The sequence below is a fragment of the Marinobacter xestospongiae genome, assembly GCF_023156385.1.
Taxonomy (GTDB): Bacteria; Pseudomonadota; Gammaproteobacteria; order Pseudomonadales; family Oleiphilaceae; genus Marinobacter; species Marinobacter xestospongiae.
Genome location: NZ_JAKZAK010000035.1, coordinates 17,180 through 38,377, shown reverse-complemented (window position 1 = coordinate 38,377; position 21,198 = coordinate 17,180). Strand labels below are relative to the sequence as shown.

The 21,198-nt window shown below is 55.7% G+C and carries 21 protein-coding genes; 14 read left to right on the top strand and 7 right to left on the bottom strand.

Annotation, left to right across the window (positions count from 1 at the left end; translation table 11 throughout):
• Positions 1-15: 15 nt before the first annotated feature.
• Positions 16-906 carry a LysR family transcriptional regulator gene (locus tag MLD24_RS20135; protein WP_248168941.1) on the top strand — a complete coding sequence of 297 codons (891 nt, stop codon included), beginning with the start codon at positions 16-18 and terminating at the stop codon, positions 904-906.
• Positions 907-980: 74 nt separating this feature from the next.
• Here the strand turns inward: MLD24_RS20135 and MLD24_RS20130 are convergent, their stop codons facing one another.
• A complete protein-coding gene (locus tag MLD24_RS20130) occupies positions 981-1,481 on the bottom strand; it encodes a lactoylglutathione lyase family protein (protein ID WP_248168939.1) in 501 nt (166 codons plus the stop codon).
• A gap of 98 nt (positions 1,482-1,579) precedes the next feature.
• Here MLD24_RS20130 and MLD24_RS20125 point away from each other — a divergent pair, with 98 nt between their 5' ends.
• The 3 genes from MLD24_RS20125 (at position 1,580) to MLD24_RS20115 (ending at position 4,425) form a co-directional block, all read left to right on the top strand.
• Complete coding sequence (locus MLD24_RS20125) at positions 1,580-2,473, top strand: LysR family transcriptional regulator (RefSeq protein WP_248168937.1); 894 nt, start codon at positions 1,580-1,582, stop codon at positions 2,471-2,473.
• Positions 2,474-2,548: 75 nt separating this feature from the next.
• On the top strand, positions 2,549-3,466 hold the full coding sequence (locus MLD24_RS20120) for a DMT family transporter (protein WP_248168935.1): 918 nt from the start codon (positions 2,549-2,551) through the stop codon (positions 3,464-3,466).
• 131 nt (positions 3,467-3,597) lie between these two features.
• Positions 3,598-4,425: a DUF4437 domain-containing protein gene (locus MLD24_RS20115; RefSeq protein WP_248168933.1), complete on the top strand. Its 828-nt coding sequence runs from the start codon at positions 3,598-3,600 to the stop codon at positions 4,423-4,425.
• Between the two features lie 3 nt (positions 4,426-4,428).
• Here the strand turns inward: MLD24_RS20115 and MLD24_RS20110 are convergent, their stop codons facing one another.
• Positions 4,429-5,031 carry a LysR family transcriptional regulator substrate-binding protein gene (locus MLD24_RS20110; protein ID WP_248168931.1) on the bottom strand — a complete coding sequence of 201 codons (603 nt, stop codon included), beginning with the start codon at positions 5,029-5,031 and terminating at the stop codon, positions 4,429-4,431.
• Between MLD24_RS20110 and MLD24_RS20105 the strand changes: the two genes are divergently transcribed.
• Complete coding sequence (locus MLD24_RS20105; RefSeq protein ID WP_248168929.1) at positions 4,988-5,650, top strand: zinc-binding dehydrogenase; 663 nt, start codon at positions 4,988-4,990, stop codon at positions 5,648-5,650. The genes MLD24_RS20110 and MLD24_RS20105 overlap by 44 nt on opposite strands.
• Positions 5,651-5,695: 45 nt before the next feature.
• Here MLD24_RS20105 and MLD24_RS20100 read toward each other — a convergent pair whose 3' ends face one another.
• Complete coding sequence (locus MLD24_RS20100) at positions 5,696-6,682, bottom strand: zinc-dependent alcohol dehydrogenase family protein (protein WP_248168927.1); 987 nt, start codon at positions 6,680-6,682, stop codon at positions 5,696-5,698.
• A gap of 114 nt (positions 6,683-6,796) precedes the next feature.
• Between MLD24_RS20100 and MLD24_RS20095 the strand changes: the two genes are divergently transcribed.
• Positions 6,797-7,705, top strand: coding sequence for a LysR family transcriptional regulator (locus MLD24_RS20095; protein ID WP_248168925.1), 909 nt, complete (start codon positions 6,797-6,799; stop codon positions 7,703-7,705).
• A 77-nt stretch (positions 7,706-7,782) separates the two neighbouring features.
• Here the strand turns inward: MLD24_RS20095 and MLD24_RS20090 are convergent, their stop codons facing one another.
• The gene (locus MLD24_RS20090; protein WP_248168923.1) at positions 7,783-8,034 is read right to left on the bottom strand and encodes a hypothetical protein; all 252 of its coding nucleotides are present in this window, start codon (positions 8,032-8,034) and stop codon (positions 7,783-7,785) included.
• Positions 8,035-8,325: 291 nt separating this feature from the next.
• On the opposite strand from MLD24_RS20090, the gene MLD24_RS20085 reads away from it, so the two are divergent.
• The 4 genes from MLD24_RS20085 (at position 8,326) to MLD24_RS20070 (ending at position 11,800) form a co-directional block, all read left to right on the top strand.
• Positions 8,326-9,351, top strand: coding sequence for a lipid A deacylase LpxR family protein (locus MLD24_RS20085; protein WP_248168921.1), 1,026 nt, complete (start codon positions 8,326-8,328; stop codon positions 9,349-9,351).
• Positions 9,352-9,466: 115 nt separating this feature from the next.
• Positions 9,467-9,790 carry a thioredoxin gene (gene trxA, locus MLD24_RS20080; RefSeq protein WP_248168919.1) on the top strand — a complete coding sequence of 108 codons (324 nt, stop codon included), beginning with the start codon at positions 9,467-9,469 and terminating at the stop codon, positions 9,788-9,790.
• A gap of 132 nt (positions 9,791-9,922) precedes the next feature.
• Positions 9,923-10,876 (top strand): LysR family transcriptional regulator, encoded by a 954-nt coding sequence (locus MLD24_RS20075; protein WP_248168917.1) that lies wholly within the window; start codon positions 9,923-9,925, stop codon positions 10,874-10,876.
• Positions 10,877-11,071: 195 nt separating this feature from the next.
• Complete coding sequence (locus tag MLD24_RS20070; RefSeq protein WP_248168915.1) at positions 11,072-11,800, top strand: RIO1 family regulatory kinase/ATPase domain-containing protein; 729 nt, start codon at positions 11,072-11,074, stop codon at positions 11,798-11,800.
• Here the strand turns inward: MLD24_RS20070 and MLD24_RS20065 are convergent.
• Positions 11,739-12,656: a LysR family transcriptional regulator gene (locus MLD24_RS20065; protein WP_248168913.1), complete on the bottom strand. Its 918-nt coding sequence runs from the start codon at positions 12,654-12,656 to the stop codon at positions 11,739-11,741. The genes MLD24_RS20070 and MLD24_RS20065 overlap by 62 nt on opposite strands.
• A 120-nt stretch (positions 12,657-12,776) precedes the next feature.
• Here MLD24_RS20065 and MLD24_RS20060 point away from each other — a divergent pair, with 120 nt between their 5' ends.
• The 4 genes from MLD24_RS20060 to MLD24_RS20045 all read left to right on the top strand — a co-directional run bounded on the left by MLD24_RS20060 (position 12,777) and on the right by MLD24_RS20045 (position 19,665).
• On the top strand, positions 12,777-13,721 hold the full coding sequence (locus tag MLD24_RS20060; protein ID WP_248168911.1) for an NAD(P)H-dependent oxidoreductase: 945 nt from the start codon (positions 12,777-12,779) through the stop codon (positions 13,719-13,721).
• A gap of 170 nt (positions 13,722-13,891) precedes the next feature.
• Positions 13,892-15,067 carry an efflux RND transporter periplasmic adaptor subunit gene (locus MLD24_RS20055; protein WP_248168909.1) on the top strand — a complete coding sequence of 392 codons (1,176 nt, stop codon included), beginning with the start codon at positions 13,892-13,894 and terminating at the stop codon, positions 15,065-15,067.
• 10 nt (positions 15,068-15,077) lie between these two features.
• Positions 15,078-18,269: an efflux RND transporter permease subunit gene (locus MLD24_RS20050; protein WP_248168907.1), complete on the top strand. Its 3,192-nt coding sequence runs from the start codon at positions 15,078-15,080 to the stop codon at positions 18,267-18,269.
• Positions 18,262-19,665, top strand: a complete 1,404-nt coding sequence (locus MLD24_RS20045; RefSeq protein ID WP_248168905.1) for a TolC family protein — start codon at positions 18,262-18,264, stop codon at positions 19,663-19,665. Before MLD24_RS20050 ends, MLD24_RS20045 begins: the two co-directional genes overlap by 8 nt.
• 15 nt (positions 19,666-19,680) lie before the next feature.
• On the opposite strand, the gene MLD24_RS21775 is transcribed toward MLD24_RS20045, so the two are convergent.
• Together MLD24_RS21775 and MLD24_RS20040 are read right to left on the bottom strand one after the other, a co-directional pair.
• Positions 19,681-19,875 (bottom strand): LysE family transporter, encoded by a 195-nt coding sequence (locus MLD24_RS21775; protein ID WP_425562318.1) that lies wholly within the window; start codon positions 19,873-19,875, stop codon positions 19,681-19,683.
• Positions 19,876-20,061: 186 nt separating this feature from the next.
• Positions 20,062-21,096 carry a GlxA family transcriptional regulator gene (locus MLD24_RS20040; RefSeq protein WP_248168903.1) on the bottom strand — a complete coding sequence of 345 codons (1,035 nt, stop codon included), beginning with the start codon at positions 21,094-21,096 and terminating at the stop codon, positions 20,062-20,064.
• Positions 21,097-21,198 lie beyond the last annotated feature (102 nt).

Below are 21,198 nucleotides of genomic sequence, written 5' to 3'. Positions count from 1 at the left end.
TTTGCGGTAAATGAAATGAAAAGCCGGTCGGACGATCTCCACTTCCTGCTGTCAGTGGTCGATAGTGGGAGCTTCAGCAATGCGGCAGAACAGCTGGAGGTATCGGTAACGCGAGTCTCCAGAGCCGTCACTCGTCTCGAACAGTCCCTGAATACCACTCTGCTGAATCGAACCACCCGAAAAGTGGGGCTTACTGAAGAGGGGCGGGTGTTCGTTGACAAGGTTCGTGAGGGGCTTGCCTCCCTGGAGGAGGCAGAAGAACAGCTGGCTGTTCGAAAACAGAGACCGGCAGGGCGATTGAGAGTAGACGCCGCGAACCCTTTCCTGCTTCATCAGATTGTGCCCCACGTTCGGAAATTTCGGGACACCTATCCAGATATTGAGCTCGAATTAACGGCCAGCGATCAGATCGTCGATCTTTTGGAGCGACGGATCGATATCGCGATCCGGATTGGCCCCCTGGACGATTCGACGCTTCATGCCAGAGCGCTCGGCCGCTCGCCACTGTCTGTGGTGGCTTCACCGGAGTATCTTCAACGTCGTGGGCAATGCCGCTCTCTTTCGGACCTGGGCCAGCATGAAATCATCGGCTTCACTGCGCCAGAATCGCTGAATCTGTGGCATCTGGGAGAAGGGTTGAAAGTGAGCCCAACCATCCGTGCCAGCAGCGGAGAAACCGTGCGCCAACTGTGCCTGGAGGGAAACGGACTGGCCTACCTGTCTCATTTCATGATCCGCGAGGATCTCGCCTCGGGCAGATTGGTAGAAGTGTTGAACGATCAGCTGGTCCGACCTAATCCCCGTGAACTGGTCAGCGCCGTTTACTATCGGAACACCTCGCTGTCGTCGCGCATTCAGGTATTCCTCGACTTCTTTGAGGAACATTGGAATGCCTGCAACGACTGATCAGGTTTCTGAACCTTGACGCTTGGTGGCTGGTCGGATTTCTCCAACCAGCCGTTCGGCGATTACCAACCCGGTTAATAGGCACCAGCACTGTAGATCAGCTCATAGCTGTGGCTATAGATCTCTAGAATGTTTCCGAAAGGGTCTTCCATGTAAATCATGCGGTAAGGTTTTTCACCGGGATAGTAGTGGCGGGGCTCGGACATGCGTTTTTTGCCACCGGCAGCGACAATGCGCTCCGCCAGTCCTTCCACATCGGGGTCCTGCACGCAGAAATGGAAAATGCCGGTTTTCCAATACTCGAAGTTGTTTTCTGGATTTTCCTGACCCTGAAACTCGAATATTTCAACGCCGATCCGGTCTCCTGTGGAGAGGTGAGCAATCCGGAAGCGTTCCCAGCCTGCGCCGAAAACATCGGTACACATTTCGCCAATGGCGCTGTCGTCTTCCTCAATCTCGGTTGGTTCCATGATCAGGTACCAGCCAAGCACCTGGGTATAAAACTCCACGGCGCGTTCCAGGTCGGGAACTGAGATCCCAATGTGAGAAAAGGTTCTGGGGTAGGGATAAGTCATCGTATGGCCTCTCTGTATTGTGACGTGTTGCATCAGTGTGCAATGGGCCAAAGATCACGTAAAATTATCATTTAGACTGGTATTGAGTACGTAATGTAATGATAAATCCGATTTGGCTCAGAACCTTCTGCACGCTGGTTGAGACCGGCCATTTCACCCGCACTGCAGACAAACTGTTCATGACCCAATCCGGGGTCAGCCAGCACATTCGCAAACTGGAAAACTCGCTGTCGGTCACCCTGTTGGTCAGGGACAAAAAACGCTTCACGCTGACCGATTCTGGGCGGACGTTGTACACGCGGGGCTGTGACATTCTTCAGTCGATGACAAACCTGGCGACAGAAGTGGGAGAGGACCCGGCCGATGCCGGAGAGGTTCGCCTAATGTCCCCGGGGAGCGTTGGCTTGAAACTCTATCCGCGCTTGCTGGACCTTCAGCAAGCGCATCCGCTCCTGGCACTGGACTATCGATTCGCTCCCAACCCGGATATCGAGCGAGCCCTGTTGGATGATCGTATTGATATTGGGCTCACGACTCGAAAGCCCAATGAACCCGGTTTGCATTGGGAAGCGGTTGGCGAGGAATCCCTTTTGCTGGTGACGCCAAAAAATCTGACCCATCCTGATTGGGCAGTATTGCAGGCACTGGGGTTCATCGATCACCCGGACGGCCAACACCACGCTGAGATTCTATTGGGTGCAAACTTCGAAGAGTTCTCACAACATTCGTTCAACTCTCTGACACGACGAGGTTTTTCAAATCAGATCGGTCTAATTCTGGAGCCCGTCAGCCGAGGGCTCGGTTTTACCGTACTGCCTCGTCATGCCGTCGAAGCTTACCCTGCTGGTTCTTCAGTCTACGTGCATGAGCTTGCGGTTGCGGTCGTGGAGACCTTGTATCTGGTCTCTTTGTTCGGGCGAGAACAACCTGCTCGCATACGAACCATAGCCACTGAAATCAAAAAGTTGGTAGGAATGCCACGTGAGGCGTGAACAAAAACGCGGGTTGCCAACACTTTTCACTCAGCACCTTCCACCCAACGCTCTATAAAACCGGTCAGGAGTAGTATGAACCAGTCACAAGGCACCGCCGTTTTCTTGTGGGCAGCGGCATTGTCTGCTGTTTTCATGGGCACCATTGGCGCGATTTCGGTATTCGCGAATGCCGGGGCAGAAGTTGTAACCTTCTTCCGTCTGTTTATCGGCGCCGTGCTCATGGCGGTTTATTTGCTGGCCAGCGGGCAACGCCAGAAGGCCTTTATGTGGCCCGGAGGCAAAGTCCTTCTGACCGGCGCGTTTCTGGCCGGGTTCGTCGTTTTTTACATCATGGCGGTTGATTACACGGCGATGGCCAATGCGGTGATGGTGCTCTATCTGGCGCCAGTCACGGCCTCGCTGGTGGCTCATTTTTTCCTTGGAGAGCGATTGACCTCATTGGGTGTAGGATTGATAGGCGGGGCACTGCTGGGGTTTGCGATGATGATGGAGTTCAATTTCAGCATCAGTGGCCGTGCAGACGAAGCGGTGGGGCTCGCTTATGCCGCGCTGGCGATGCTCTGCTACACTGCCTTCATGCTGACCAACCGTCTGATTGATGACCGTATTCCGGTATTGACCCGTAGCGGTTACCAGATGCTGGCCGGTGCGCTATGCATGCTGCCGCTGATGGCGCTCGAGATAGAACCCATGAGCCTCAATCAGTGGGGCTGGCTGGTCGCAGCCGGGATTGTTCCGGGCTTTCTGGCCATCATGTTGGCCGTGATCGCTCTGAGGTCATTGCCGGCCGCCACATTCGGCACACTGGCCTACCTAGAGCCGATAACCGTCGTGGCGCTCGCCTGGCTGCTTTTCGATCAAGGCCTGAACAACCTGCAACTGGCAGGGTGCACTTTGATCATAACCTCAGGCATTGCTCAGGCGTGGCTTTCTACCCGCACCGGCGACTCAGAAGGCCAAGCGGAGCCTGTCAGGGCAGGTGCTTCCTGACACTCACAAAAGTTCCGTCATGATTATGCGGATTTTACGAAAACTGAAATCTGGAATGGCCCGTTTTTATTCCTTTTAAACGAGCGTAGCTTGCCTATCTGGTTTAATTTTTAAGCAGAAGGAGCTACCAAATGGTCTCGCGCAGAGTCATATCCATCATTATCCTTGCCAGTACCGCGACACTGGTGAATGCCGATAACCAAGACACAGGTTCCCTGGTAAATATCACGTCGGCTGAGGAGGTGGAATGGGGCTACCTCAATCCATTGCGCGGCGTTCTCAGCCCTGGCGCAGCTGATCTCTGGGGAGACCGCACCAGCGGCAACGCGACAGGCATGCTCGTTAGATTCAAGAAAGGTTTCGAATCCCCGCCCCACATTCATAACATTACCTATCGCGGCGTTGTGATTGAGGGAATGATGCACAATGACGATCCTTCTGCAGCCAAGATGTGGATGCCGCCAGGTTCTTTCTGGACTCAGCCCGCCGGTGAAGACCACACCACAGCGGCCAACGGCGACACTAACCTGATTTATCTGGAGATCGACTCCGGCCCTTATCTGGTACAACCTTCTGACGAGCAATTTGACAACGGAGAGCGGCCACTTAACCTGCACGCCGACAACGTCGTCTGGCTCAAGAAAAGCGACCTTCACGCCATCAATGCAGACAATGTGCAGATCACTCATGTCTGGGGCAGCACTGCTGATATGGGCGGTTCGATGATTAAACTTGGGGCCGGTTTCGAAGGCGAACTGATGACGGACGCCAGTGAATTCCGGGCTGTGGTTATTGGCGGTGAGGTGTCCTATGACGCTCATGATGTCGAAGAACCGAAGATCCTCAAAGCTGGAAGCTATCTGGAGTCCACCGGCCGCTATACGCACCATCTCGCGAATTCCGGGGATGGGGAAGTTACTTTGTACATCCGCACCAATACCCGCTACTCAGTACAATAATGCCTATCCCGACCTGGCTGCTGCCCGGTCATGAGTGGCCCGGGCGGCAGCTAGCAAACATTCGTGAAGAGGTTCATTAAAGCTGGAGCTCAGGGTGCCAGCGGTGATGATATTCATGGTCAATTGCCTCTGCCCCGGCAGTTGGTTCAGTCGAACCGGGCGCACTTTGGGCGAGATTACAGAAGATTCGGGGAGTAGGGCCATGGCCAATCCTGATTCCACTGCGGCGTAGAGATTATCTACGTCAGTGCTTGTCAAAACCGCCTCGTAATTGAGGGCAGCCTGCTTCAGATCAGTGGCGGCCATATCCCTGAGTGCGCAGTCGCTCTCCAGCAAAGCGACGGGCAGCGTGTCTTCTCCAGTTACCGAAAGACTGGACGACGCATACCAGCACAAAGCCTCTGACCAGAGACTTTGTTCAGGCTCGAACTGCTGCTCACTCGTCACGATGGCCACGTCAAGCTCGCCAGTGTTCACCAGCTCCCGGAGTCTACGGCTGCGCCCACAAGTAACTCTGGGCACCAGTTCAGGGAAGGCATCGTGAATTCTGGGAAGAGACAGCGTGGATTCAGGCTGGATTGGCGAACGGGTACTGGTTCGCCCCATGCAGCAATCGCCAGATAATCCGTCCTCTTACAATCTGATCACGTTTGGTTCCGAATGCAACGGTGGCTACGCCGAGTATGCCGTTGCACGATCCAGCGAAGTTTTTGCAGTGAATAGTTCACTGAGCGATGCAGGACTCGCTTCATTCCCATGCGCTTACTCGACCGCAGAAGGCATGCTCGAAAAGGCTGACTTGAAAAACGGCGAACGGATACTCATTACCGGCGCCTCGGGCGGTGTCGGGTCAGCGGCTATCCAACTGGCCAAGCGCCGCGGAGCTGAAGTCATCGCCGTCAGTGGTGAGTCCAAGTTTGAGGAGGTTCGCAGGCCCGGAGCGGATCACGTCATTGCACGGGGGCAGTCGCTGCTGAATAGTCTGGAGAAAGACAGTATTCAGGTTGTGGCAGATCTGGTGGCAGGCCCCCAATGGCCGGAGCTGTTGGAGGTATTGGCAAGGGGTGGTCGGTATGTGGCCTCCGGTGCCATTGCAGGGCCAATGGTGGAGCTGGATGTTCGCACTCTGTACCTGAAAGATCTGAGCCTGTTGGGTTCCACCTGGCAGCCCCAAAAGGTGTTCGAGAATCTGATTGGCATTGAGGTCGCCAACCAGAATCTCTGAACAAGAGACCGTCGAGTCCGGCGAACCCTGCGGTCTCGGTTTTTCTCACACCTCCACGACCACCTTACCGATGGCCTGGCCACTGGTCAGACGATCATGGGCTTTGCCCACTTCGGAGAGGCTGAATGTCTGCTCATCCAGAAGCGGCTTGACTCCACCCTGATCCACAATCTGCGCCAGTTGGGCCAGGATTTCACCGTGCGCTTCCCGGTGATGGTTGTGCAGCATGGGAATCAGCATGAAGACAACGTGAATCGACAGGCCTTTAAAGTGAGCGGTGGTAAGATCAAGTTCAACCATGGCGACAGTCGTACTCACATGGCCATTGAGGGCTGCCGCATCAAAGCTGTTGGTCATGTTTTCGCCACCGACCGAATCGAAGACCACATCAAAGCCGTTACCTGAGGTGTGGGTCTGCACATAGTCTGCAACGGTTTCAGTCCTGTAATCGATCGGGGTAGCGCCGTAGCTTTTGACGATGTCGAATGCCTGCTCACCGGAGGCGGTTGAATAAACAGTGGCACCAAAGTGCTTGGCCAACTGAACCGCGACATGGCCCACACCACCGGTGCCACCGTGCACCAGCAATTTCTGCCCGGCCTTTACGCCGGCTCTCTGCAGGCCCTCAAATGCCGTGATCCCAACCAACGGCAATGCAGCTGCTTCACGCATCGACAGACGTTTCGGCTTGTGGGCAATCAACCGTGCGTCGGCGGGCATCAATTCGGCGAGTGCGCCCTGCAGATCGGCCAAACCGCCAGCACAACCATACACTTCATCACCGGGCGCAAAACTGGTCACGCCTTCGCCCACTGCCTCAATGGTTCCGGCGAAGTCCATGCCGAGCACTGCCGGCAGGTCCGGTGCCAGCGGGAGGTCCTTGCCCATCTGGCGAATCATGGTGTCGACGGTGTTGATGCTCGTTGCCGCAACGCGGACGATTACCTGGCCCGGGTTGGCCAGAGGTGCTTTCATCTCGGTCTGCTCGAATGATGCTTCAGGGCCGTACTGACTCAGAACCATGGCTTTCATTGGTTAACTCCAGTTTGTAGGGGGTTTCTAGCGGTAGAAAACAGAATAAAGACTCGATAAACCTGAATAAACGGTCAATAATCGTTTTCAGAATTCGCAAATTGGATATAAAGCGTGGATACCGAAGGTGTAAAGCTGTTCGTTCTGGCAGCCGAAAAACTCAACATCAGTGCCGCAGGTAGGGAGCTGGGCATGCCCCCGGCAGTGGCTAGCGCCCGGCTCGCGAAGCTTGAGAATGTGGTCGGCGCTGACCTTTTGAGGCGCTCAACCCGAAAAGTTGCCCTATCGACCGAGGGCGCCGAGTTTCTGCCGTTTGCCAGAGAAATCCTGGCTCAGGAAAATGCTGCGATGGCGGCTCTGGGCTTCAGGCGGGAGCATGTGTCCGGCACACTCCGTTTCACCGCTTCCAGTACCTTCGCTCAGCAATATATTGTGCCGTTGGTGCCTACCTTTCTTGAGCAGTATCCCGGAATCAATCTGGATCTGAGGCTTTCTGATATGGAGCTTGATCTCATTCAAGGGAGCTTTGATCTGGCACTGAGAGATTCGGTGTTGCCGGACAGCAACCTGAAGGCGCGCCGGCTCGCAGATGACCGGCGTGTATTCTGCGCGTCACCGGACTATCTAATGAAATGGGGCACACCCGATAGCCCGGGGGATCTGGCCTCTCACCAATTGATTGCCTTCAAGTCGCAAACCTCGATTGCCTTGCTTGGGCCTGGGGGAGTGAAGCAAAGCCTGGATCCTCGAAACACCCAGAACCGACTCATTATTGACGATGGACTAAGCTATAAAATTGCCACGCTGGAAGGCGCGGGCATTGCCTTGCATGCACTTTGGAGTGTTCACCGTGAGCTGTCTGAGGGAACGCTGGTGCAGGTGTTGGAGGATTATCGAATGGATGCGGAGCCTGCGCTCTGGCTGGTGTATCCGAAATCCAACGTACTGACCGCGAAGGTCCGGGTTTTTATCGACTTTCTGGTGGATAAGATCGGACGGGAGCCGCCCTGGCTGATTAAATAAACATGAAGCAAGAAGCTGAATAAAAGGCACCATCCCTGGTGCAAAGACGCAAATGAAACCTCTACAAAACGCGTTCCTTAGCCGTGGCTTTCGGAACGAACTTCGCCTCGGATAACAACTTGACCGCTGTATGGCGCAGGCTCCGCGTCCTGATGGTTCGCGTTGCGATCCTGAATCTCCCCACGAATGACGACCTGTCCGCTGTAGGGTGCGGGGCGCGCTTCTTCGGTGTTTAGCTGGTCCGACTTGCGGTCTGCCAGGGTCGCGTGGGCGGGCAGGGCGGTCGCAGCCATGAGTGAAACCAGGCTAATCAGTGCAGCTTTACGCATTTCAATTCTCCAATCATTGAGTGAGTTCAGCTGATCCCGTCGCCTAATTCGGTCGGGCATCAGATGGGAGAATTATGAGAGCGAAGGTTTTCAAAGAATAATTCTGAAACGGTATGGAGAACATCATCTTTTGTGATGGCTCTGACTCGAGACTGGGCATTTTCGGGTCGTATTACTACTTACATATAACATTGAGTGATGTTTTGAATATCAACGCATGATTAGTCCTGCCAGTCCCTGATTTGAAAAATAGCAGCCAACTTTTCGACCGATTTGAATTCGGAGTTGGCTATGTTTCGTCGTTTATTGATCGCTTCTCTGGCAACCGTTGGTTTCGCTTCCTCTGCGCACGCTCAGTCTGGCGACTCGGTACTCGCAATTTCGACAGACAATGACCTGTTTGCGCCGACACAAACAGACAGAGACTACACAGCCGGTCTCGCGATTACCTATTCCTCCAATTCCGCGGAATTCATTGATAACCCCGTCTCGCAAGTGAGTCAGGGGTTGGATGGGGTGTTACTGCCTGTTCTGGGTGGCCGCGTTGAAATACCAAAGAGCGCCGCGCTTGAGTTAGGTGCGTACGGGTTTACCCCTGAAGAGATCAGCGCATCGGACATTGATCGAAGTGATCGGCCGTATAGCAGCCTGGTCTACCTGTCTGCCAGCCAGAGTTACGAATCGCCAGACGCAGACTCCGGCTGGACAACGTCGATGACTGTCGGAGTTCTGGGGCTAAACGCGTTCAACGCAAGTCAAAATGCGGTCCATAAACTGGTGGGTAGCGATCGGGCAAACGGTTGGGATCATCAGATCTCAGACGGCGGTGAGGCTACGCTCAGGTACTCGGCAGCGTATCACCAGTATCTGGACGCCAGCCAACCTAACCAGAAATACAAAGTCACCTATTTTGGGTCCGTTGGCTATTTGACGGAATTTGGCGCGGCTCTGGTGTTCCGTGATGGTTTAATCTCCTCGCCCGACAACCGCTTTAATCCTGAGCTGATGGCCTACGGCGAGCGTGCGCCGGGAGTGTCGGCCCCAGGCGGCCGTGAGAGCTATTTCTGGGGAGGCCTGTCGGTGAAAGCGCGGGCCTACAACGCCTTTCTTCAGGGGCAGTTCCGTGATTCGGACCACGAGTTGGGCGCCAATGACCTGAACGTTCTGTTGGCCGAAGTCTGGGGCGGCTACACCCACAGCTTCGTTGGTGGCAGCGAGATCAGTTATGTGTTGCGAGTGCAAAGCTCTGAAATCAAATCGGGTAAAGGAGACCGCACCCTCGCCTGGGGAGGGATTGTGCTCAGCACGCGGCTGTAATGGCAAGAGGGTATTCATCAGCCAGATGAATGAAACATATACCGCACTGGAATTGGTCTTTACCGCGTCGAGACCTCATTCTTGAACTAACCCAAAGGGTAAAGGAGGTATCTAAATGAGCAACATCATCGAAGTAACCGATGCAAACTTCAAAGAGGCCGTCGAAAAAAGCGAACAGCCGGTGCTCGTTGATTTTTGGGCTCCCTGGTGCGGGCCGTGCAAAACGGTTGCACCAATGCTTGAAGCGATCGCCGATGAATTCGGTGAAGCGCTCACGATTGCAAAGGTCAATGTGGATGACAGCCCCGAGATCACCGCGAAGATGCGTATCCGCAGCATTCCCACACTGGCACTGTTTGATGACGGCGGCATGGTCGCCCAGAAAACTGGCGCCGGAAGTCTTGGGGAACTAAGAACCTTTGTAAAAGGCAACCTATAAAGCGGCATTAAAGCCTCCCTCGCGGAGGCTTTTCGCGTTTCGTGGGCCGCAAAAGGCCTACAGGAATATCGCAATTGCGGTTCAGAGCTAACCGGGCCAGACTTAGGCGGTTTCAATCGCCAGGAACACGCAATGAAAACGCAAGAACTCCAGCTGTTGTATATTTTTGACGCCATCATGACGGAGCGGTCGGTCACCCGTGCAGCGGATCGCCTTGCCATGACGCAACCCGCAGTGTCCAACGCCATATCCCGAATGCGTCAGATCTGGAATGACCCCCTTTTCGTTCGAAAGGGCCGTCAGATTGAACCCACGTCTTATGCTCTTAGCCTCTGGGATCAGGTGGGCGATCACATGTTTGCGTTGACCAACGCAGTCAGTGCAACGCAGTTTGATCCACCGAGCTCCAAGCGCACCTTTCGCATCGCGGTCACTGATGTCATTGTCGAGATGATCTGGCGCCAGTTGATTGAGCTTCTGGAGCATCAGGCACCCGGGGTTGATATTCACGCGGTGCCTTACACGCCGGATGGTACCTACGATGATCTGCGTGAGGCGCACGTGGACCTTGCGGTGGGAATGCTTAATCAACACGACCACAGCCTGCGCAGTACCTGGCTATTCGAGGGCGGTTATGTTTTGGCAATGCGTCAGGACCATCCATTGGCAGGCCGGCAGATCACTATGGATGAGTTCCTCGAGGCCAAGCATCTGCTCGTGACCATGTCTGGTGATGCTCACGGATTCGTTGACAGCTACCTCGATCAGAAGGGATACAGCCGCCGCATTGCCGCTACCGTCAACCATTTCTCGATTGTTCCCCAGGTTCTGAGAGACTCCAATCTCATAGCGGCCGTTCCCGAACTGATCAGCCAGGACTGCGGTTTTCTTGAGGGGCTATGGATGGGGCAACTGCCCTTCGAGGTAGATGCCACCAGCTTGTATCTCATTTGGCACGCTCGTCATGACCGGGACCCCGGTATAGTCTGGCTTCGGGACCACATGGAGCGACTGCTCCGCGAACGTTGGCATGACATCATGACAAATTCCCCTTGCGGTCAACCCATGACAAAAGCCATCGCCTGAACTGGCCTGCCAAAGCAATCATCATTTCCGGTGATGATAAAGATACCGCAATAGAATTATTCAGAACTCTCCAAACCCTCAATAATTCCCTGCAAATGGCGCGTGAGGCGGCATTTGCAGGCGAGATGAGTTGGCCACTTCCAGTTTGTCGTTCCTGCTCCGTCAATCCGCACGCATTGAGAATTAGGAGGGGAAATGAACAGCCACGCGAATTGCCCAGCGATGGGTTCCGGCATTGGGTCCGCCAAATCTGAGCTGGCCACTGGTCAACCATGGTATAAGCCGGTGATCTCTGTAGGAGCTGACAGCGAAGGCAGAAAACACGTTTACAAGGCCTTCAGGTTTTCCCGAGGTCTCCTGGGCCGCTATTTTCGGTTTCTCGCTCTCCACGAGTTCAAAATGCTGAAAAAGGTCGAACACCTTAAGTTCACGCCGAGCCAGGTCCATAGGCACCTAGGTGCCTCGCCGACTATCCACTATCGATTCATCGAAGGGAACGCCATTAAGGCAGTCGCGCAGAGCAACGGCGCACCGGAGGGTTTCTTCTCGCAGCTGTTCAACGACGTCAAAACGATGCATCAGAGCGGTGTGGTTCACCTGGATCTCGGCAACTCCGGAAATGTTCTGGTTTCCAGAGAAGGTCATCCAGTCGTCATTGATTTCGGATCCGCGATACCCACGGACAAGCTGCCGCCAATGGTGAAAGACTGGGCTTTGCGTAAAGATCTGATCGGCGTGCTGAAGTTGTGGGATCGATTTGACAGAGAGTCTATGCCCGAGCTGCTGCAGGACTATTTCCGGAAACATTATCGGAAGAACATCTATACGCCTAAACGATTTGCCAAAGCGGCGCGCCGCTGGGTCACGGGCTACGCTCTTTTCGCTCCCGTGCCTTCTCTCGCAAAAAATCGATCAGAGCCCTGACTCTGAGAGCGTTCTGGCTCTTCTGGGTAAAATAGAGAAAAAGCCCCGGATACGTGAACCAATGATCCTCAAGGACAGGAACCAGCTCACCGGATTCTAGCTTTGGTTGGACGCCTGGCAGAACCAGGCGCCCAATTCCCACGCCCGCCAGGGCCGCGTCAACCATAGCGCCTGTGTCGTTGACCACCAAGGCGGATTGCAGCTTCACATCAATCACTTCGTTATCACTGCGCAGCCTCAACGGCGCCAGGGTGTTTGAGCTGATAAACCGGTAATCAATCAACCGGTGTTCCGCCAGTTCCTTGAGGTTGCGTGGCACCCCCCGAGTGTTCGCGTACTCCGGGGATACGAACAGCGCCTCTCGCATTTTCGGTTCTAGCTCCATGGCCACCATTGAATCCTTGACCCGGTCGCCAAAGCGGATACCCAGGTCAAACCCCTCCTCAACGATATCGACAACGGCATCGGCCAAAGCGACCTCGAGGGTAACGTCCGGATAGCGTTGGCAAAACTCGTTCAAGTTGGGTTTGATCAAAAATTCGTAGGCGAACCTAGGCACAGTAATGCGCACCGTTCCCCGGGCATGCATGCTCTGGCTTTTGGTCAGTTCGATTGCGTGGGCCAGCTGGTCCATTGGCCCACGGGTGTCTGCACGAAGCTGTCGTCCGGTCTCCGTTAATTCCACTCTTCGTGTTGAACGTGTGAACACTGGCAGTCCCAGGGTCTGTTCCAGCGAGCGGATAGCCTGGCTGACAGAGGGGGCCGAAATTTCAAGTTTGCGGGCCGCCGCATTAAAACCGCCGGTATCCGCCACCGTGTGGAACACAGTGAGTTGGTTATACAAGGAACCATCCATTAAACAGATCTCCGATTATTAGTCTGGGCCTAATTATTTTATAGATATTGCTAGCCTTCTCGAAATATTCATCGGCCCTTATCGTTAGGCAATCAATGAACGAACGGAAAGAGGCTGGTTATGTCTTCACAAGTGGTAGTGATTTCGGGACATCCCGATCTTGAAAAGAGCAACGCCAACAAACTGATTCTGGAGCAATTAGAGGAACGGCTTGAGCGGGTCGATATCAGACGGTTGGATCAGCTATACCCGGATTACCGGATCGATATCGAGCGGGAGCAGGCGGCGTTGCTTGAAGCCGAGGTCATCGTGCTTCAGTTTCCCTTTTACTGGTACTCGGTTCCGGCGCTGATGAAAGTGTGGATCGATGAGGTTCTGGCCTACAACTTTGCCTACGGCTCCCGTGGTGACAAACTGAAAGACAAGAACTTCATTATTTCCACAACGGTGGGTGGTTCAGAAGAAGCCTACGATCCTCTCGGTTTTAATCACTTCACCATCGAGCAACTGGTTCGTCCGCTGCAACAGACGGCTTATCTCACTGGGATGACTTATCTATCACCGGTATACACCCACGGAATGGTTTACATCCCGGGGGTTTACAACACCCTTGAAGATGTTCTGGAAAAAGCGGCGGAGCATGCGAATCGTCTGATTGATCGCATCGAACATGTACTCACATCTCCCGAACCGGCACTGCGGAAATTTATCAAGCATTGGTTTGCAACGTTCGACGAGTTGCCGGAAAACAACCGTTTTTTCCTCTCGCATCTGTCACCGGAAGTCGTTTGGAGCATGCCCGAGGGCACCTTTCACGGCCATGCCGGGTTCAAAGACTGGTATCGCCTGATCAGAAGCGAATTCAAGCCCGGCTGCACCCATCAGATTGAGCAAGTGAAGATTGAGGTGCAGGCGACACATCTGATCACTCGCGTGCAGGTGCGCCTGACGGCTGAGCTGTATGAGGGCGGTTCAGTGAACCTGCTGATGAACGAGCGCTGGGTGGTCGCCAAGGGTGACGATAACGAATTCCTTATTCATGAGTACCAGGTCACCCCTGCATAAATCCTGAACATTATCACCAGTGGTGATGAGCGCAATACCGCATGGTGATTATTTTTAGCCTGCTCCAGCAAAGATAATTCCCGCCACGAACCACTCCGGCGCGGGTCTCAGGACCAACCTGTCCGCGCCGGCGCCGAAGTCCCCATCATGAACGATTAAGGATCGAGTCCATGACTTATCGAATTCTTGCCGTGCTCAGCGCGGCCGTGTTTGTTCTTGCCGGCTGCGAAAGCGCAGCTCAGGGCACCGCGAGCCAGCCGGAGCCGCCTTCGGTAGAGGTGGTTGCCGCCGCCAGTGCCCGGGTTCAGCCCCAGAAAACCTACACCACCCGTATTGAAGCCCCGGAAAACGTCGAGCTGCGGCCCCGACTGTCCGGTGTGGTTGATGAGGTGCACTTTGTAGAAGGCCAGAAGGTGAGCAAGGGCGACATCCTGTTCCAACTGGATGACCGTCACCTGACAGCCCGAGTGGAGCAGCTAAATGCCGAACTGGCCCGGGCAAAAGCGGCCCTTTACCAGGCCAAGGCGGAAGCCGAACGGGCAGGGCGCCTGCTGCGGAGCAACGCCATTTCTGAAGAACAGGCTGAACTGCGGGATTCCGCGCGCCAGCAGGCCGAGGCCGAGGTGTCCTCACTCAACGCCCAGCTCAAGGAGGCGGAACTGCAACTGAGCTACGCCACGATCCGTTCGCCAATCGACGGGGTTATTTCCCGGGCCAACATTACCGCCGGAAATACCGTGACCGCCAACCAGAGCCGGTTGACCACCATAGCCTCGAATCAGGACCGGTACGCCTATTTCGATATGGATGAGGGCACCTGGTATCGATTCTTCCGCGCCCGTGATCGTGCCTTGGGCGCGCCAGTGCGCATTCAACTGACCGGTGAGCAGGACTTCCCCCAAGTGGGCGAGATCGACTTCGTTGATAACACCATCGACACCAACACGGGCACCCTGCGTCTGCGTGCGGTATTGGCCGATTCCGGAGAGGCTCTGGTACCGGGTGCCTTTGCCCGTGTGAAGGTTGCCGTGGCCGCAACCGAGCGGAAGATCATGGTTCCTGATCGTGCCATCGCGACCGATCTCGACAGCCGCTTCGTGCTGACGGTCAACGAGCAGGGGGAGACGAGCTACACCCCGGTCACCGTCGGTGAGCGTTTCGGTACCTTCCGTGTGGTTGAGCAGGGCATTGCCGAAGGCGATGTGCTGGTGGCGAACGGAACGGCCAAGGTTGGTCCGGGCATGACCATCGCTCCGGTCATGCTGTCAGAAGCACCGTCCGACGTGGCCTTCACACTTGAAGAACACGCACCGGAAGTCCAGCAGACCGCTGGCGTAAAGTTCTGAGGCCTGAGTGATGAAATTTCCCCATTTTTTTATAGACCGGCCAATATTCGCCTCCATGCTGTCCCTGATCATTCTGATCGGGGGTGGCATCTCCCTGTTCCAGTTGCCGATCAGTGAGTATCCGGAAGTGGTTCCGCCCACGGTGGTGGTCACCGCCAATTACCCGGGCGCAAATCCGAAGGTGATTGCAGAAACGGTCGCGTCGCCGATAGAGGATGAGATCAACGGCGTGGAGAACATGCTGTATATGTCGTCCCAGGCAACTGCCGATGGCCGCATGACCCTGACGGTAACGTTTGCGCTGGGTACGGATCTCGACAAGGCGCAGGTCCAAGTCCAGAACCGGGTTGATATTGCGCTGCCGCGTTTGCCGGAAGAGGTGCAGCGCCTGGGTGTGGTGACTGAGAAATCATCCCCCAACCTGAGCATGGTTGTTCACGTTCATTCTCCGGATGAGAGCCGGGACATTACCTATCTGGCCAACTACGCCGAGCTGAATCTGAAAGATGAACTCTCCCGCCTTGGCGGCGTTGGTGACGTTCAGTTGTTCGGTGGCGGTGAATTTGCGGTTCGTCTCTGGCTGCAGCCGGATGAACTGGCCGCCCGGAATCTCAACGCCTCGGATGTGGTGAACGCTGTCCGTGCCCAGAATCGCCAGATTGCAGCCGGTACGCTTGGTGCTCAGCCTGCACCGAACGACAATCAGTTCCAGTTGATGCTGAACGTCCGCGGACGCCTGACCTCGTTGGATGAGTTTCGGGACATTGTTCTGAAAATCGGTGACAACGGAGCTATCACGCGTCTCTCTGACGTTGCGAGAGTCGAGCTGGGCCAGAACACCTACGCCCTTGAAGCGGGTCTCGATGGGAAGCCGGCGGTTGCCATGCCGATTTTCCAGCGCCCGGGGGCTAACGCCATTCAGCTTTCCGACGATGTTCGGTCAACCATGACGCGGTTGTCGCAGGATTTCCCGCAGGGCGTTGAGTATGAAATCGCTTACGACCCGACTGTGTTTGTTCGCGGCTCCATCGACGCGGTCATCACCACCTTGTTGGAAGCGATTCTACTGGTTGTGCTGGTGGTGGTGCTGTTCCTGCAAACCTGGAGGGCGTCCATCATTCCGCTCGTTGCGGTGCCTGTATCGCTGGTGGGCACCTTCGCCGTGATGCAGTGGTTGGGTGTTTCCATCAACACGCTGTCGCTGTTCGGAATGGTGCTGGCGATCGGTATCGTGGTTGACGACGCCATCGTGGTGGTCGAGAACGTGGAGCGGAACATTCATCGGGGGCTATCGCCGCGTGAAGCCACCAAAGTGGCCATGAATGAGGTAACGGGGCCGATCATCGCCATTGCATTGGTGTTGTGTGCGGTCTTTATTCCGACAGCCTTCATATCGGGTCTTTCCGGTCAGTTTTACAAGCAGTTCGCCTTGACCATCACGATTTCAACCGTGATCTCCGCCTTGAACTCGCTGACCCTGTCGCCGGCGCTTTCCGCGCTGCTTCTCAAGGGCCAAGACGAGAAGCCCGACCGGCTTTCCCGCGGCCTGGAAAAGGTGTTTGGTCGCTTTGTGTTCCGGCCGTTCAACCGGTTTTTTGACCGCACAGGTAATGCCTATGAAGCCTTGGTGAAGAAGCTGATCCGATACAGCGCCATCGTTGGCGTGGTGTATGTGGGACTGACCATTTTCGCCGGAGGCCTGTTCAACGCGGTACCGGGTGGTTTCATTCCACAGCAGGACAAACAATATCTGGTCGCTGTTGCCCAGCTGCCGGACGCCGCGAGCCTTGACCGGACCGTGGACGTGGTCAACGAAATGCAGCAAATCGCGCTGGAGACCGAGGGTGTGGCAAACACCATTGCGTTCCCGGGCCTGTCCGTGAACGGTTTCACCAACAGCCCGAACAGCGGCATCGTGTTCCTGCCGTTGACCGACTTTACCGAACGCACGTCTCCGGAGCTCAGTGCGGGGGCGATTGCAGGCAAGTTGAACGGCGCGTTTTCAGGCATTGACGAAGGGTTTGTGGCGGTGTTCCCACCACCACCGATCCTGGGCCTGGGCACCACGGGTGGCTTCAAACTGCAAATCGAAGATCGAAGCAGCAAAGGGTTTGAAGCCTTGTTCAATACCCTGCAAACCACCATCAACGAAGCTCGCAAGCATCCGGCATTGACGGGTCTTTACTCCAGCTTCCGGGTTCAGGTACCCCAGTTTGACCTGGATATCGATCGGGAGCGTGCGATGCTGCTGGGCATTCCGCTGGAGTCCGTGTTCGACACACTGCAGGTGTATCTGGGGTCGGTATACGTCAATGACGTGAACATGTTCGGCAGCACCTATCAGGTGATTGCCCAGGCCGAGTCTGACAAGCGCCTTGATCCGGAGCACATCCTGAATCTGAAGGTTCGCAACCAGCAGGGCCAGATGATCCCGCTGTCCGCGGTGATGAATGTCGAATCGACCATCGGCCCGGATCGCGTGATGCGGTACAACGGCTATCCAACGGCTGAACTCAACGGGTCTCCGGCTCCGGGTTTCAGTTCGGATCAGGCTCAGGCTGCTATCGAAGAGGTTCTCGCACAGACCCTGCCGGAAGGCATGGCGTTTGAATGGACCGAGGTGACTTATCAGCAAAAACTCGCCGGCAACACGATGGTCTATGTGTTCCCGCTGGTTATCTTGCTGGTATTCATCGTGCTGGCGGCTCAATACGAAAGCCTGCGACTGCCGTTTGCCATCATTCTGATTGTGCCGATGACCTTGCTGTCAGCTCTGGCCGGGGTCTGGCTGACTGATGGTGACAACAACATGTTCACCCAGATTGGCCTGATTGTTCTGGTGGCATTGGCGAGTAAAAACGCCATCCTGATGGTGGAGTTCGCCCGGGATCTCAATCTCCAGGGACGCAGTCATTATCAGGCCATTGTAGAGGCGTGTCGTTTGCGCTTACGGCCCATTCTGATGACCTCGATTGCTTTCACTGCAGGCGTGGTACCGCTGGTTCTTGCGAGCGGAGCCGGTGCAGAGATGCGTCACGCCATGGGCATAGCGGTGTTCTCGGGAATGATTGGTGTCACCGTGTTCGGCCTGCTGTTCACCCCGGTCTTTTACGCGGTGATTCAGCGTGCGAAGGCCGATACCAAGGCGCCTGCCAGCGCCAAGGCAATTCCTGAACAGATCACGGAGAACGACCATGCTTAAACGGGCGGTGAGTGTCTTGTTTGGGTCAGCGCTGCTGGTCGGCTGCGCTGCAACCCCGGATTATGAGCCCCAGCAGGAGGCGAACGAGCGTTACCTCGACAGCCTCGAATTCGGTGTTCAGAGCACAGACGCCACCACCGTCGAGTGGTGGAAGAGCTACGAGGATGCGCAGCTCAATCAACTGGTCGAGGTTGCGCAGACCGCTAACCTCGATCTGCTGGCAACCCGGCAGCGGGTCCGTCAGGCGCTTGCGGACCTGGGTGCGGACGAGAACCGGTTGCTTCCTCAGGGCGGAGTAACCGGCGAATACGAGGCGATCGATCGAAACAGTGTTCAGGAATCTTCTGCGGTCGGTCTGGCGGCCACCTGGGAAGTGGACCTGTTTGGCCGGCTGAGCGCGCTGATCGATGCCGGTGAAGCCAACCTTGAGGTTGCCCTGAACAACCAGCGAGCGGTGTTGAAAGAAGTCACCGTTGGAGTTGTCCGAGCCTATCTGGAGTGGGAAGCCGCTCGCCAGCGGGTCCAGTTGATCAAGGCGGACGTCCGGGCATTGGAAGACACCCGGGAAGTCATGGCCCTGCGCGTGGAGGAAGGCGTTTCGCCGAATCTTGATCTCGCCCGCGCAGACACGCTGCTGGAACAGCAGCGTGCCAAGCTTCCTGACGCGCGAGCCCAGCTCTATCGGGCCAAAGCCGTGCTGTCCGTGCTCGTCAATGAAGATCCCGAATCGCTGGTCCTGAAACCGGCCTCAGGTGCACTGGCCGCTTCCATTGGGGTACCGGAGGCGGAGCGGGCCAACGAGGCCATGCAGCTGCGTGCGGATATCGGCGGTGCGCTTGCAGCGCTGGCCCGGGATGTGGCGGTTGGCAACGCCCTTCGCGCAGAACTCTATCCCCAGTTCTCGGTCGAGGGATTTCTGGGCCTGACCAACGTGGCGGAAGTGTCCGATGGCTTTGAAGGTACCGGCAGCATTGCTCCTCGCATTTCCTGGTCGCTGTTGAGTTATCCGGTCATATTGCAACGGGTCGAAAGCCAGAATGCAGTCTCGGAAGAAAGTTACATTCGTTACCGCCAAACCATCATTGACGCGGTCGCCAGTGCGCGTGTTGCCGTCTTTGCATACGGACGGGCGCTTGAAGCTGATCAGGCAACGGGCAGGGCGTTTGACGCAGCCAACGAATCGTTCGCGATCGCCAGAACTATGCACCGTGAGGGCGCCATCGGCTACCTGGATCTGCTGGACGCCAACCGAACCTTCATTTCCGCTCAGCAGGACCGGCTTTCCGCCAGGTTGTCCTATGCGGCGGCCCAGATTGGGGTGATTGAGGAATTCAGTGGAGTTTGGTCGTCGGAGGCGCACCGGCGAGTGCTGGAGGCAATGGGTGGCGAGTCTTGAGGAAGAGGGTATGGTTTAGGTGAAAAAGGGGAAGCGCTGCTTCCCTTTTTTGTGCCGGCTGCCTCTTTTCTCAACCGCCTCCAGGTCGAGAGGGGCATTCCACATTTTCCAGCCCACGTAGATCAGATAAGCGGCGCCCACGATTCGGACCACCGTAAAGAGGTCGCCCCAATGGCTGGCAATCGCTGCCAGGCAAAAGTAGGCACACAATGTCGCTCACCGTCAGGCCGAGGGCAAACGTGAAACAGGGCCCAGCGCCGTTGACAAGGGCCCGTCCAAGGATTGCAAACACACCGAGGCGCGGAGTAATGCCGAAAATAAAAACGGCGGGCAAACAAACGATCGCGCGCCCCCCTCCCTGCAAGAGGCCGCTGTTACCCTAAAATTACTAGATAATCATGCTTCAGTTTTTAGCGAAGTCGTAAAGCGGTTTCGATACTGCCGAGGAGTTATGCCGAGGTTCCTTTCAAACGCGAGGCAAAGCCCATCGGAGGTTTCATAGCCGCACCACTGAGCGATCTGAGAGATGGTCGCAGTGCTTTCTTCCAGGTACCGACGAGCACGATCGACGCGACACTGCTCAATGTAGCGACCGGGCGGAGTTCCGACTCGCTTTCGGAACTGGCGATTGAAGCTTCGAAGACTGAGGTTGAAGTGGTCGGCCAAGGTCTCTAAGCGCAGATCCTCGGACAAATGCTCCTGAATGTAGTCCGCGAAAGCATCGAGGCGGTGCTCAGTCACGCTTTGTGTTGATGTACCAAAAAACTGGGCCTGGTTACCTGGTCGATTCATAAAAACGACCATCGCCTGTGCGACTCGCCGCGCTAGCTCGGAGCCCAAATCCTCTTCGACGAGAGCAATGGCAAGATCCGTGGCGGCGGTAACACCAGCGGCTGTGTGGATATTGCCAGATTTTACATGGATTCGCTCCGGGGTGAGGCGAACCTCGGGGTACCGGGCACGGAAATCCTCAGCGGCGGCCCAGTGGGTGGTTGCCGGTTTTCCATCAAGCAGTCCTGCCTCTGCCAGTATAAAAGAGCCCGTGCAGGCGCTCACGATACGGCGGACGTTCTTGGCCATCACCTTGATCCAGTCGATGAATTGTTTGTCATGAAGACACTCATCGTGGTCATCGGCCGCCTGAATGATCAGTGTGTCCACGGAACCTTGGAGCTCATCGAAGGATCGGGAGGCTGTTATAGAAAGGCCGTTGCGCTCATAGATGCAGCCTTTACCGCGAGATACGACTTCAACTTCATAGGCGGGGCAGTAGCCGGATTGCTCAAGAAAAAAGGTGGTTTCTGCGAAGACTTGCAGAAAGCCTATGTACTCCAGCGATGAGGACGCGCGGTTTGTGACAATGACGACCCGGCGCGGGGTTTTCTCAAGGTCCAGGGGAGTCTGCAGCGTCGGCACTCGGTAGAGGGGCATTGGAAAACCTTATGCTATTAATTGGCATGATCCTTTGATGTTTTGTCATTGTGACAGTAATTTCCAGTGCCTACCATTAAATACCTATTCACGACTGTGTCG

What these genes read in the sequence shown, in the direction of transcription:
- MLD24_RS20045 (WP_248168905.1), top strand. Translation starts at nt 18,262, where the DNA reads ATGCTTAAACGGGCGGTGAGTGTCTTGTTTGGGTCAGCGCTGCTGGTC.
- MLD24_RS20115 (WP_248168933.1), top strand. Translation starts at nt 3,598, where the DNA reads ATGGTCTCGCGCAGAGTCATATCCATCATTATCCTTGCCAGTACCGCG.
- MLD24_RS20055 (WP_248168909.1), top strand. Translation starts at nt 13,892, where the DNA reads ATGACTTATCGAATTCTTGCCGTGCTCAGCGCGGCCGTGTTTGTTCTT.
- trxA (WP_248168919.1), top strand. Translation starts at nt 9,467, where the DNA reads ATGAGCAACATCATCGAAGTAACCGATGCAAACTTCAAAGAGGCCGTC.
- MLD24_RS20120 (WP_248168935.1), top strand. Translation starts at nt 2,549, where the DNA reads ATGAACCAGTCACAAGGCACCGCCGTTTTCTTGTGGGCAGCGGCATTG.
- MLD24_RS20050 (WP_248168907.1), top strand. Translation starts at nt 15,078, where the DNA reads ATGAAATTTCCCCATTTTTTTATAGACCGGCCAATATTCGCCTCCATG.
- MLD24_RS20090 (WP_248168923.1), bottom strand. Translation starts at nt 8,034, where the DNA reads ATGCGTAAAGCTGCACTGATTAGCCTGGTTTCACTCATGGCTGCGACC.
- MLD24_RS20065 (WP_248168913.1), bottom strand. Translation starts at nt 12,656, where the DNA reads ATGGATGGTTCCTTGTATAACCAACTCACTGTGTTCCACACGGTGGCG.
- MLD24_RS20135 (WP_248168941.1), top strand. Translation starts at nt 16, where the DNA reads ATGAAAAGCCGGTCGGACGATCTCCACTTCCTGCTGTCAGTGGTCGAT.
- MLD24_RS20040 (WP_248168903.1), bottom strand. Translation starts at nt 21,096, where the DNA reads ATGCCCCTCTACCGAGTGCCGACGCTGCAGACTCCCCTGGACCTTGAG.
- MLD24_RS20075 (WP_248168917.1), top strand. Translation starts at nt 9,923, where the DNA reads ATGAAAACGCAAGAACTCCAGCTGTTGTATATTTTTGACGCCATCATG.
- MLD24_RS20125 (WP_248168937.1), top strand. Translation starts at nt 1,580, where the DNA reads ATGATAAATCCGATTTGGCTCAGAACCTTCTGCACGCTGGTTGAGACC.
- MLD24_RS20085 (WP_248168921.1), top strand. Translation starts at nt 8,326, where the DNA reads ATGTTTCGTCGTTTATTGATCGCTTCTCTGGCAACCGTTGGTTTCGCT.
- MLD24_RS20060 (WP_248168911.1), top strand. Translation starts at nt 12,777, where the DNA reads ATGTCTTCACAAGTGGTAGTGATTTCGGGACATCCCGATCTTGAAAAG.
- MLD24_RS20100 (WP_248168927.1), bottom strand. Translation starts at nt 6,682, where the DNA reads ATGAAAGCCATGGTTCTGAGTCAGTACGGCCCTGAAGCATCATTCGAG.
- MLD24_RS20070 (WP_248168915.1), top strand. Translation starts at nt 11,072, where the DNA reads ATGAACAGCCACGCGAATTGCCCAGCGATGGGTTCCGGCATTGGGTCC.
- MLD24_RS20110 (WP_248168931.1), bottom strand. Translation starts at nt 5,031, where the DNA reads ATGGGGCGAACCAGTACCCGTTCGCCAATCCAGCCTGAATCCACGCTG.
- MLD24_RS20130 (WP_248168939.1), bottom strand. Translation starts at nt 1,481, where the DNA reads ATGACTTATCCCTACCCCAGAACCTTTTCTCACATTGGGATCTCAGTT.